At 50.5% G+C, this 12,660-nt stretch carries 7 protein-coding genes; all 7 read right to left on the reverse strand.

Going from position 1 to position 12,660, the window contains the following annotated elements:
• Positions 1-4: 4 nt before the first annotated feature.
• Positions 5-1,639, reverse strand: coding sequence for an ABC transporter substrate-binding protein (locus Ga0451573_RS03725; RefSeq protein ID WP_231682530.1), 1,635 nt, complete (start codon positions 1,637-1,639; stop codon positions 5-7).
• Between the two features lie 206 nt (positions 1,640-1,845).
• Complete coding sequence (locus tag Ga0451573_RS03730) at positions 1,846-3,444, reverse strand: S-layer homology domain-containing protein (RefSeq protein WP_231682531.1); 1,599 nt, start codon at positions 3,442-3,444, stop codon at positions 1,846-1,848.
• Between the two features lie 29 nt (positions 3,445-3,473).
• Positions 3,474-4,265: an ECF transporter S component gene (locus Ga0451573_RS03735; protein ID WP_231682532.1), complete on the reverse strand. Its 792-nt coding sequence runs from the start codon at positions 4,263-4,265 to the stop codon at positions 3,474-3,476.
• A complete protein-coding gene (locus Ga0451573_RS03740; RefSeq protein ID WP_231682533.1) occupies positions 4,252-5,961 on the reverse strand; it encodes an ABC transporter ATP-binding protein in 1,710 nt (569 codons plus the stop codon). The genes Ga0451573_RS03735 and Ga0451573_RS03740 overlap by 14 nt, the downstream gene beginning before the upstream one ends.
• Entirely contained in the window at positions 5,934-6,854 is a 921-nt protein-coding gene (locus tag Ga0451573_RS03745; RefSeq protein ID WP_231682534.1) for an energy-coupling factor transporter transmembrane component T, read from the reverse strand. Before Ga0451573_RS03745 ends, Ga0451573_RS03740 begins: the two co-directional genes overlap by 28 nt.
• Positions 6,855-6,900: 46 nt before the next feature.
• Positions 6,901-8,142 (reverse strand): DUF4430 domain-containing protein, encoded by a 1,242-nt coding sequence (locus Ga0451573_RS03750; RefSeq protein WP_231682535.1) that lies wholly within the window; start codon positions 8,140-8,142, stop codon positions 6,901-6,903.
• A gap of 23 nt (positions 8,143-8,165) precedes the next feature.
• On the reverse strand, positions 8,166-12,605 hold the full coding sequence (locus Ga0451573_RS03755; RefSeq protein ID WP_231682536.1) for an S-layer homology domain-containing protein: 4,440 nt from the start codon (positions 12,603-12,605) through the stop codon (positions 8,166-8,168).
• Between the last annotated feature and the right edge of the window lie 55 nt (positions 12,606-12,660).

Raw genomic sequence — 12,660 nt, forward strand, 5'->3', positions numbered from 1 at the left:
CGTCTTACCCCCTAATATCAGTGAAAGCAGCCTTGTTCAGGAGAAGAGGAATCCCATAACTGATACCCTTTGGAGTATTGAAAAACTTGACTTTCCCATCATGAGCATAGTACCAGTCAGGATAATACAGGGTCAGAAAAGGCAACTCCCGGGCAAAAAGCGCCTGGCTTCTCCTGACCTTTACCTCCCGCTCCCCCGGGTCAAGAACAGTAAGCTGTTCCGTAAGCAGCTCATTAAGTTCCCGGTTGGCGTCATATCTGGCGCTAATAAAAGTTTGGTCCAGAATCACCTTATTAAGGATTTCCGCATCCCCCCCAATACTTCCGTTCCCTGACAGGGCAAGATCGAACTTCCAATCACCGACCATGGTATCAAGGGTCTTTGGCTCCATGCTTTTCAGGTTAACCCTGATGCCGGCTTTCTCCAACTGCTGTTTGATAAACTGTCCATCTCTCTCATACTCAGGAGTAATCAACATCTCCAGAGCCAGTTCCTTTCCGTTTTGCGTAAAAAAGTCATGCTCACGGTGGTAGCCCTGTGTGGTTAACAGTGCAGCCGCCTTTTCGGGGTCATAGCCGTACTGTGCCACGTCCTGATTATACCACTGGGAATCAGGAGACAGCAGACCGGGGCTTCCTGCCAGGGCATAGCCCCTCTTGGTATTCTCAACCAGCGCTTCCCGGTCGATGGCAAATGCCAGAGCATGCCTGAACTCCTTGGCAGATAAAGGATTTTTCCTATGGTTTATCATTAATTTCAAGGCCCAGTCATACTTGGTTTTAATTACCTCGAAGCCTGAGCCTGCCAGTTGATCTTGCATTTCAGGCGGAATTTGGGCAAAATTAACCTCCCCCCGTTCCATGGCCGGTACAGCCATCTCATTACTGACTTTGACAAATTTAAGCTCCTGTACCGCCGGACACCCCAGGTAATAGTCCCGGTTAGCCGCATAAAGGTAGGTCCCATGTTCCCTGCTGTAGTCCAGCAGCTTATAGGGTCCGGTGCCGACAATCGCTTCCGGTTCAATAAACTCTTCCGGGTTGGTGACATCTTGCCAGATATGTTCCGGAAGGATGGGCAGGGCTCCGGCAATATTATTGAGAAACGGGGCGTACTTTTCACTGAGATAGATCTTCACTCTGTATTCATCAATTACCTCAACCTTAGAAATCTGTGAACAATCAATCATGTTATAAGGATGTTTCTTCACATATGCAAAGGTGAAGGCAACATCTGCGGCGGTAAATTTTTGTCCGTCATGCCACTTAACATTTTTATTGAGGTCAAAGGAGAAAGAGTTCTCCTCCGAGTTATAGTGCCATTTTTCTGCCAGAGCCGGTATCTGGCCTTTTTCGTCCTTCCATACCAGGGTGTCAAATATCAGACTCATCCTGATATAACCCGGGCCGCGCCGGTAATGGGAATATGGTGAGGGATATCCCCAGTCTCCGGTTGGGTCAGATATTGTGTATGTAGGGATTGTCTCTTCCACAACACTAAGATTTGATGCCTTTTTCGAATCAGCTTCCGGTTCTCCGCCACACCCGACTGCAATTAACCCCGCTGCCCCCACCGTTATTACAAAAAGAACGGCGCAGGCAATAAATTTCCCTTTCTCCGGTAAGGTTTTCCATCCCATTAATAACACCTCTTCTACATTTTAATCGGCAGCGAACAAATAAAAAGACCACGAAAAATCATGCCGGTTCATCCGGCCTGACCTTCATGGTCGTTATCCTGGAGTTTACTGGTCAATAAGTCGCCTTAGAGGATACCTTCCTAGTATCTGCTAGCTTTTACTTATTACCACTTTAATTATAACATCCCTATCTCTTTTTTAAAAGGTCAATTCAAAAAAACAGTCGTCTCCCTTAGTACATTTACACTGTAAGCACACTGTGCTCTTGTGGCCTGTTGGTCAGCATCAAACCCCGGGTAAAGCAAGCCAAGGGTTTCAGCCGCCCGAATATACCCTGCATACCAGGTGTCACCGGTGACCGCCTGCGCTTCTTCCTCGTGACCGCCCGCCCTGACCAGCATTGCCGCTACCTGGGCTCCGGTGATGTTTGCCGTGGGAGCAAAAGTGGTTTCACTCATTCCCTTGATATAACCCCTTTCGACAGATGCAGCCACTGCCTGATTAGCCCAATGGCCCAAAGGCAAATCCCTGAACCGGGCTGTTGTTGTAGTCATCTGCCCCTGCAAGTTCAGCCCTTTAACCAGGATTGTGGCAAATTCGGCCCTGGTGACAGGATTGTCAGGACGAAAGGTGTTGTCAGGATAGCCGTTAACCACACTGCTTTCCACAAGGTCTTTGACAACCGGATAGGCCCAGTGACTTTCCTGCATGTCACTGAAAATGCCGCTTTGCTGTAATTGTCCCTGTGCCATACGCTGGAATGCAGATGTACCGTTTATGTAATCAGCCAAAGCCATCACCGCCTGTGCTGTGGCCTTCAGGTTGGAACCGCCCCCTTCATAGTGGGCAAATCCCCCATCAGGCTGCTGGTAATCAAGTAATGCCCTTAATGGGCTGCCGTTTTGTGTTGTCCAACGTTCGGCCTGAGGGTCAAGTCCCAGTGCCGTCAGTCCCTGGATAACTGCTGCCGGTGACTCAGATGTCTCCATGCTCCAGGCTGCAAAACCGCCACTCGGCTGCTGGTTATTCTTCAGGTATTCCAAAACCTTCACCACCGGCTCACTGCTGTCACTCTCGCCCAAAACGGCAAAAGCAATTAGAGCCATTCCCGACATGTCAATATCACTCTGTTCCACTGTTGTATCTATACTGTATCCATTATCGGGATTTATGTGCGCCGCCAACCAACTGCTGGCCTTTTCCTCATTCATCCCTTCAATTTTGGCAGCCTTCATAGCAATTATCCCCCAAACCTGGGCATTAACCAGCTGTTCACCAATCACCTGTTCACCAACTGCGTCAGCAAACTTTCCTGAAACAAGCTGGCTTTTGGCCAGAACATTAGCATAATTTACTCCTTCCGTATTTGAAGGGTCAATGCCAAGAGCAGCCAGATTCAATATTACTCTTTGGTAGTCGGTATTTCGGCCATACTTTAATAAGGTTCCTGTGCTCAGGTCCGCAAGCATGGCATCCTGTGCGCTTCTGTCTCCAACCGACCATTCCGGGCCAGCCAGGTCTTCCCCGGCTGCACTGAGCCCAATGGGCGCCCAGTCCTCAAGCAGGCCCCGGAACTCCTTGGCTTCATAGTATTCATGCAGGTATTTAACCCCGCTGTCGAGGGCCTTTCGTACCTCTTCCGGAGACACCCGTGTACCGGCAAATGCGAAATCTAATCCCATTGTACCGGCAGCGTAGATTGAGCCCCCGGTTGAAGCAGGCCCTGCATAAATTGCTGTGCAAACCAAAACCAGTATCAGTACGGTTCCCACTAACTTTTTGCTGTATCTGGTGTACTTCTTCATGGCTGTTACGCTCCTTTAAACAATTTACGTTAATCCTGGCGAAGTATTTCCCACTTCAGTCTATCAGGCAACCTTTCCACCATCATTCTTTTTCGGAACCTCATGAGAACCCGGATAAACTGGGGTCCTAACACAAATGCAAAGAGAAAGTTTCCGGCGGCATGAATCACATCCATTGGCAGGCTAGTGACCTGTGTCGCCCAAAAGGAATCCCAGTCCAACGGGTAGACAAAGGTGGTCCAGGTGTATATATTCATCAGCCACCCAAAGAGGAAACCCCATGCCAAGGCAAAAAAGCTCAGTTTAAGCCGCCAGGCGGTCAGCCTTCTTGCTTCTCCGAAAACACCGGCCGGTCCCTTTTCGGGATGATTAACCTTCATTACCTTACCAAGTAAGCCGGCAGTTACTCCGGCAAGGCCCCAGGCCAACATTTGCCATGGGGTCCAAGGCCCCTGTCCCAACATAAAGTTGGATACCAGAGCTGCAGTTGCCCCTACCATAAATCCCGGCTGAACTCCAAAAACATATCCTGTTATGATAACTAAAAAGGTGGTCGGCTGCAGGCTCGGAATAGCCGCAAAAGGGACCCGCCCTGCTGCTGCCAGGGCAGCCATGGTGGCAATAACCGCCAGGTCTTTGGAATTAACCCGGTGCCTCTCAAACCGGAAATAGAAAGCTGTCATCACAAGTATCATGATCAGAGTAGAAATAATGCTCCAGTTCACAGAATCGGCAAGGGAGAGTCCCAGCCCCAAGGCTGCCGGAATCAGGATAACCGCAAGAACCAGGGCCGCATAAGAGAGGGCCTTAACTGACTTCAACCGACAATCCCTCCCACCGGCTTAAAGCGTCATCCACAGTAAGTACCCCTGTCTCAAAACCTCTGAACAGCTTCTGTATCTGGGGACTGTAAAACACGCCTCCGCTCAGCACTTCATATTTATCCCCATCAGCCACAACCCTGCCGTCAAAGAGGAGAATCACCCTTTGGGTATAACGGGCTGCAAACTCAATATCGTGAGTTATCATAACAACTGATGTTCCTTCAGCGGCAAGGCCTTGTAAAAAATTTCCCAGACGCTGTTTCAGGTTCGCATCCAGACCCCTGGTAGGTTCATCCAGCAGCAGGACCTTGGGGCCTGCCACCAGCACTGAAGCCAGGGCAACCCTCTGCCGCTGTCCACCACTTAGATCACGGGGGTTTTCATAACGATATTCCAAGATACCCAGCCTGTCAAGCACCTGTTCTATTTGTCCCTCATCAGCGATGCCCAGATTATCCATGGTGAATTTCAACTCTTCATCTACTGTATCATGAAACAGGTAGTCATTGGGATTCTGTCCCAGGTAACCGATGGTGGCAGCTATCTGGTCAATCCTCAGGCTTGCTGTGCTGCGCCCGTCAACAAGGACCGCCCCCCGGTCAGGCTGGAGAAGGCCATTCATGGTTTTAATCAGGGTACTCTTCCCGGCGCCGTTTTCACCCAGGATCACAGTAAATTCTCCAGCGCCTATTTCCAGAGAAACACCCTTTAAAACCTCATCTCTCTCTTCATATCTAAACCACAGGTCATGGAGCTTAACCAGTGACCCGCCCACAGTTTCCCGATTACTTATTTTTTTGCCCAACCGCTCCCAGAGTTTCTTTAACACCGGTTTGGCGGTTTTGGAGGGTTCATTGTCTTCCCGAGGTCTGAATCCCATCCCGGAGAGCCTTTTGCGTCCCTCCCTTACTGTCAGGGGAGGCCTGTCACTTCCCGCACAGCAGAAGAATTCTGTCACCGGGGGGAGGATATACCGTTTATTCCTGATTGCCCATGCTGCAGCCTCCTGCGGGGTACCCTCATTTTTGATTTGTCCCCGGTCCATGACAATGACCCGGTCTGCTATATGAAAACACCGGTCCAGGCGCTGTTCTACCAGGACTATGGTCAATCCCAGTTCCTCATTCAGCCTTTTCAGGGTATTAAATACCTCTTCAGCCGCCACCGGGTCCAGCTGTGAGGTTGGTTCATCCAGCAGCAGCACTTTTGGCTGCATTGCCATTACAGAAGCAAGAACAACCTTTTGTTTCTGCCCTCCTGAGAGGTCACTGACAGAAGTATCCTTTAACCCGGAAAGATCAAAAAAGTTAAGTATTTCAGCAACCCTTTTTCTCATATCTACCGGGGACAGCCCCAGGTTTTCCAGCCCGAAGGCAATTTCCTGTTCTACTCTTGTTTTCACCAACTGCTTTTCAGGATCCTGGAATACCATACCCACATTCCTGAGGAGCTGCCTTCTATCCATCCTGTCTATGTCCCTGCCCCGGAACAGAACCCGACCGCCTATTTTCCCGCCATAGAAATCAGGCATCAGTCCGGCAAGGGCCCTCAGCAGGGTTGACTTTCCACATCCCGAATCACCCAGCAGGAGAAGGAACTCCCCGTCATCCACATTCATACTTACCTCGTCCAGAGCCGGACGCACCAAATCGGGGTAAATGTACGTCAAATTCTCCGTCCTATAAAGCTCCATCCTTTATACCCCCTTGCCAGTGCCGGCGGTACGGCCAGCATTATTGACAGAATAATTAATACCAAAACTTCTTCTCCGCTTCCCGGCAGGTCGCCCACCCGGGGATAAAACTCATAACTGCCTGCCCCAGATAATAGTCCGGCCATAGCTGTCAGCAGCGCTGCTGTAACTGCGACGGCGATCCAGGTATCCCGGGGACGCCAGACCTCTGTCACATAGCGTGTCGGCGGTCCGCTCCCAAATGCCCGCGCCTCCATAGCTTCTGCCGTATGCCAGGAGTTTTCCAGAGATGTTAGGAGCATTACCCTGAGAAAAGGAATCCGTTTTTTCCACCGCTGATATATCCCTCCGCTATCCAGGTTAACTCCCCTGGCCCGCTGGATATCGGCCACATTTCGCGCCTGAGCCGCCATGCCCGGTATCAGGCGAACAGTAAGCGCCAGCACAACTGCCGATTTCCTGGCTACCCGGGAGACTGCTGACATGGCCCGGTCAGGGTCCATCATCAGATTATACATCGCAAATACTGCAATCAGCAGGAACATGCGTAAAGCCATGTTCAGTCCGTAAAGCACCGCTTCCAGGGAAATATCCATCAGCCCGATAACCGGTATCCTGGGCCCGTGCCAAAGGATTGTCTGCCCTTCACGGCTTAGCAGAGGATTGATTACCAGGATAAATACTGACATCATCCCGGCAATTTTACCATACCCTTTCAGAGTTTCCCGCCCTTCCAGTTCAATAATGGTCCAGATTATAACAGCCAGCATGGCAGTAAGATATAGGGGGTTGCTGTAGATAACCGCCAACACCATTAATAAACCTGTATACAGAAATACGGTAACCGGATGCAATTTTTGCAGAAACAACCCCCTGTCCCGGTAAAAATACATATTTTTCACCTTCCCTGCATTGCTCAAGTACTGCCTTCACCCGGCATCACTCAGGTACTGCCTTCACCCTGCCTCCGGTTACCAATACGCCAACTTTCCGGCTCAACTGGGCCGGGCTGTCACAGATAATACTCACTGCACTGTTAAGCCCGGTGGCATCGACACCTGTTACCAGCCAGAGGGGATACCGGTCCCCCAGTCCCCGTCCGGTAGCCACAACAGCTCCCGTACCGGCTTTATATACACCTGCTTCATTGCGCTCATAATCAAGGGCAGTGAAGCTATCCTTGGCGAAATCAACATATATGCCGGTTTTCCGGCTGTTTTCATTGAGCTCAGCAAAAAAACTGCCTTTTTCCAGTTCAGGCCACAGGCCGACAATCACAGTCATCTTGCTCCTTTTGGCAGGGTCAACACCGGACAACGCTGATAAGGCTACCCGTGGCGCCCCCTGGCGCCTTAGTGCTCCGGCGACCTTTTCGGCCTGGGCCTCAGATCCAGGTGCAAAGGCAACCAGGGTCCCTTCATTTCTGCCGTCAAAACCATTTACAAAAGGCTGGGGATAGGCCCCAACAACCGCAGTGACAAATGAGCCGGAGCCCCAGTCATGATAGTCCCACCATATCCGGTCTCCTGACAGGGGGATGTAGTCACCTGCCCCTTCAGCCACCATAATCCCATTTACCCAGTAAAACCAATCCATTTTCCTACCGCCGAACAGCTTTCCGGTATAGCCTGACTGCAGGCCGTTAATGGCGTTTATGAAGCCTCCGCCATAGGCCGTATCAACCTCAAGGTTTGCTTTGACAATATCCAATACAGAAACGTTCCGGTTAACTGCAATCTGTTTATCAAGTAAAACTGATGAAGAAAAATTCTGGGTCACCCAAAGGGCTGCTTTGTCTCCTGTCGCCTCAGACTCGTTTTTTGCCGTGCCATCGGGTTCTTGTGCGGATACTGCCCCAGCAGGCTTATCTTGCGGACTGCCCGCTGCAGATCCGGAGTTATCCCTAGCTGTCTTGCCGGAGACTCCTCCACCGGAAGCCCCCGCAGCCGCTGTTCCGGATGCACTGCCCACCGCCGCTGAAGTGTCCTGCGCCTGACCGTTGGCATTTGCTGAAGAGACTCCACCGGCACCCGAGCCTGTTTCATTAGAAGAGTTCCCGCCTTTTTGAGCTACCGCAGCCCCTGCAGTGTCCAAAGCTTCCTTCCCGGAATCCCCGGAACTGCATCCCGCAGCGCCAAATATGAAAGCAAGTGCAATCACTAAAACCCAAAACCTCTTCATACCGGATCCCCCTCGTTAATTAATTACCAGTTTAGTTCCAGCATTCGGTGGATAACTACCGCACATTGAGCCCTGGTAGCCTGACCGCGTGGGCGGAAGTCCCCTGCGGGAAAACCGGTTACCAAGCCCTGCCCGGCAGCAGCGGCTATGCCGTCAGCGGCCCATGATGATACATTATCCCGGTCACTGAATGAAAGCTGTGCTCCTTCGGCTTCTAATTCCATAGCATTAGCAATAATCACAGCCAACTGTTCCCTTGTAATCATATCATCGGGTCCGAATCTGCCGTCTCCATAACCCTTAATCAGCCCAGCCTGGACGGCGGCAGTCACTTCGGCGGCATACCACTTGTTCGAGGGCACGTCTTTAAATTCTGCAAACTCAGATACATCCTGCTTCAGACCCAGTGTCCGTGCCATCAGGGCCACCAATTCCGCCCTGGTGATAGACCGTGCCGGCTCAAAATTCTTCTCACTGGTTCCATTTATAATACCGGCACCTGCGAGGGTTTCTATACTCCGGTAGGCCCAACTGTATGTGTCGGCAGTAACGTCTGCAAATTTTCTGGCAGCCTCTCTGCCAAAGACCGCAAAATCTGTAAAATGTTCCACTCTCACTGCCATTACCCCATTTTGGGCATCATAAACGGCAGGGATGGAGACCCATTGTTTCTTGTCTGTATCATACCAGGCCAGTGCCAGGTTCTCCGGTTTCACCTGAGGAGGTATAGCAACTCTGATTCGCAGTATGGCTGGAGTATCAAATACTGTTCCGTCAGGACCAAAACTGTAGACCGAAGAAACAGCCCTGAATCCGGTAGGAACAACCTTTTCCGCATCACCGGAAAGACTGTTTTCCTGAATAGTTAACTTAGTATTGCTGTCAAGCGCTCCGGAAGGTATCTCCAGGGCAATTTCGTTCAAACTGTCAGTAACAGTAACATCCTTGCTTGAAGATACCGTCTGGCTCAAATCAACAACATTCCCTGCCAGCCTGGTCTTTATTTCCTTTCTTTCACCCCAGGCCATCGTCCGGTCATTATCCAATACTATCACGGCAATAGCTGCCTGGCCCAGTGGTCCCAGTTCTTCACCGTCTTTCAGGCCTAAAGTTTCCTCTATTTTATCCAGAGTCTCTCTGGCATCATCGGAAAGTTCTGCATTATCCAAATCACTCTGAGTATTAGCCTTTGTTCCATCTTCAAGGGGGATGTCCTCCCATTCAGGACCTGTAGAATTCATACTGTCACTGTACCACCAAATGATGCGATCCCCTTCGTCCACAGAGGCGTAAGCAGCAGGGCCGGTACCGGGCCTGTCATTGACCTTGTACATCCAGCCGTTCATCCCGCTGTTAAGCTCGCCCTCGATGCTTTCAACCTTCCCGCCACTCTCAATAAAACCGAGATCATATTCCTTACCGGTTGCGTCAAGAGCCCCCAGGACGGTCAGTCCATATTCACTATCCTCATTTACAGTAACCTCGTCACGTCCCAGAATAGGTTTTTGGACTCCTTCCTTGCCTACAATGGCAATTTCAACTTCAAATTCTTCTTCAGGTGTAGTCCCGGGATTACTGCCGCCAGGGGTTGTGGGGTCATCATTATCCCCGGTATCATAAGCAACATTAACTGTGCTAAAATCAACCCAGCTAAAGCTGTCGTTGTATTCCAGCAGTGCTAGCAAAGCCGGCACTGTTGAACCGACATTGCCGGCATAACTTTCCTTATCCCCAAAGCTGCCGTCTGAATTCTGGCATTCCTGCAGCAAAAGGTGGTCTATAAGACTATTTCCATCTTGTATCCATTCCGGCCCGGCTGGATTTCCCCCTGCCGCCAATACTGCCAAAACAGCTTCCGCAGTATCGACAACCGGAATATCCCAGCCCGGGCTGCCATTGATTGCCCCGGTCTCAAGCTGCTTCGATTTCAGCCAGGTCAGGCCGTCCTGAACCGCCTGCCACGTGGCCGAAGCTTCAGTATTAGCCTCCGGAAAATGAGTCAACACATAAATTGCCTGAGCACTAGAGACTGTATCCACACCAAAGGAATGCATCCAACTGCCCTTGTCCGGGTCCACCTCTGTCTGGGCATCAATCAGCCAGTCTCTGGCCGCCGCCCTCTTTTCAGCAGCCAGCATATCCCATCCGTCTGCCAGGGTCAGCGCCAGGTAAGGCCACATTTCGTTATATATTTCCCCATCGGAGAAATTCCCGTCTTCCAACTGTTTGGTTGCAATCATCCCAACCAAACGGCTGCGTTGCAGGGCGGCATTTTCACCTGTCATCCCGCTCAGACTGACAAGTGCTTTAGCCGTGTCAATCACGGTATCCGCTTCCGTTACTCCCGCAGCTTTTGCAATTATCCTGTCCGCCAGGGTATCACCGCCCCTGCTCCATTGGCCGGAAGCTATATCCTGAGATGCAAGGCTTAGGGCAATAGAAGCCCTTTCGCCGCCATATTGTTCTAATAAGTAGGTATCGTTTTCGTCAGTCCCGTCATCTAAGTACTGGTCATTCAGGTATTTCAGCCCGTTTTCCACAGTACCCACGATATCCGCATTCTCCATGGCAATACACCCGTAAAGGACTGCGGCAGCACTGCCAATATTTTGGGAACTTCCAAAACTGCCGTCATCTTCATTGAAGGTTCCTGTCAGCAGATATGATACCGGATTCACCCGGGTTGCACCTGATGTTTTGGTCCAGTGATCACCTTCAGGGTCACAACCGGTCTCCCGCAGCATTACTATCAGTTCTGCGGTGTCAACTGCGGCATCATCCCAGACGTAAAACACACTGTCGTCATCCTGCTGAACTCTAATAAGATAATTTAAACCATTATAGACAGCTTCCTCGACAGTTGGGTTAGTATCGGCTTCAGGGAAATAACCTAGCGCACGTACTGCCTGAATACTTGACAAAACATCTTCATAATATGTGCCGAAAAAGCTTTCACCCCATGACCCGCCATATACTGCTTCAGTGGTACTCTGTTTGGATAATATGTATGTTACCGCGTCAGTTGTATTGATATCAGCAATTTTACCCGCTTCACCAAGGGCAATATATGCCCACATATCACTGTAGACACTGTCTTCAAAAGAGCCCTGCCCAGGTTCAGATATCTTCTGCCGCCCTGCCAGGATGCCTGAAAGCCGGTCAGTTCGTGAGGTGTCATCCCAGGCGTTAACTGCCAGCAATAACTGGGCAATTGTTTTGGTCTGAGAGTCTAACACCCATGCTGACTCAGAACCGGTATAGACTTCCCCGAGAGACTTCAGGGCAATCAGAGCCTCGGCAGTGGCGGCGGTACTGTCCCACTGCACCTTAACTGCTGCCGTATTAGCATCCTGAACACTTCTCAAGTATGCCAGCCCTCCCTGAATATCCGGGTACACCTGACTCTCATTGTCGTGAGCCCCGTCAAAGAAGCTGAGAGCTGTAAGAATCTGGGCCGTCAGGTCTGCTTCCTTGGGTTCCCAGCCACCCCAGGCAATGCCAATGGAATTGCCATAGTAATCATTGACTACAGTCTTGAAGCTGTTAATATAAGCCAGCGCACCTTCCTCATCAATACCGGAAAGGGTGCCAGTCCTGCCGAGAGCAGTCAGGACAACCGTATTATCGTAAATACTGCTGCCAAAGTAAACCTGTCCGGAAACCGTACCCGCCTTTCCCTTGATAGCGTCAGCCAAATCAGCAATAACTTCAGCCGATTCCGGAGCAGCGGCATAGAGGGCACTGAGTTCTTTGGCCAAATCTGCCGCACTGAGGTTCGCACTGTCGGCAGCAGCGGCGGTTGCAGAGCTAATAACTGTTTCCCCTAAAGACAGCCCGTCATATACCCAGTCACCCACTTCAGAGATGTCTTCACCTGCTGCAACAAGGGCTTCCACACAGCGATAATCAAAATCCCACCCCGCGGCCTCATAAGTCAGTTCCCCGTCTTGATAACCCAGAGCCTTGAAATAGTTAACGGCATTGGTTATGGCATCATTCACCCTGATGGCAGCCGCGGATTCAGGCTCAAGGTCGCCTCGTGTCACAGCCAGAGCCTGCAGAGCTGTTCTGGTCCCATACATATTGGCATATGGTCCAAAGCTGCCGTCATTGTTCTGGGTGGCTGTAATATAGGATATCAAATTAACATCATCACCTACCAAGTCGGTCAGATCTTGGATTTCGCGTTTTAGGCTCTTACCGTCTCTGATCCACTGCCCGCTTGTAAGGTCTTCTCCGGCAATTGTCAGTATGTAAGCCGTATACCCATCAATACCTTCTCCAGATACAAACTTCCCATTGATAAATTCAACAGCTTTATCAGCTAACTCATCAGCGGAATAAGTAACAGTGCTTTCCTCGGCAGCAGCAGGTTCAGTTAAACCTACCGGAACAATACTGCCAAAAAGAAATATAAATATCAGCAAACCGATAAAACCTTTATTAAGCTTATGCTTTTTCATTCTGTCTCAACCCCTAAATAATTAGTATTCAACCAAAGTAATGTCCTCTGACAAA

Origin of the sequence: Phosphitispora fastidiosa (assembly GCF_019008365.1) — a bacterium.
Taxonomy (GTDB): Bacteria; Bacillota; Thermincolia; order Thermincolales; family UBA2595; genus Phosphitispora; species Phosphitispora fastidiosa.

What these genes read in the sequence shown, in the direction of transcription:
- Ga0451573_RS03725 (WP_231682530.1), bottom strand. Translation starts at nt 1,639, where the DNA reads ATGGGATGGAAAACCTTACCGGAGAAAGGGAAATTTATTGCCTGCGCC.
- Ga0451573_RS03730 (WP_231682531.1), bottom strand. Translation starts at nt 3,444, where the DNA reads ATGAAGAAGTACACCAGATACAGCAAAAAGTTAGTGGGAACCGTACTG.
- Ga0451573_RS03740 (WP_231682533.1), bottom strand. Translation starts at nt 5,961, where the DNA reads ATGGAGCTTTATAGGACGGAGAATTTGACGTACATTTACCCCGATTTG.
- Ga0451573_RS03745 (WP_231682534.1), bottom strand. Translation starts at nt 6,854, where the DNA reads ATGTATTTTTACCGGGACAGGGGGTTGTTTCTGCAAAAATTGCATCCG.
- Ga0451573_RS03750 (WP_231682535.1), bottom strand. Translation starts at nt 8,142, where the DNA reads ATGAAGAGGTTTTGGGTTTTAGTGATTGCACTTGCTTTCATATTTGGC.
- Ga0451573_RS03755 (WP_231682536.1), bottom strand. Translation starts at nt 12,605, where the DNA reads ATGAAAAAGCATAAGCTTAATAAAGGTTTTATCGGTTTGCTGATATTT.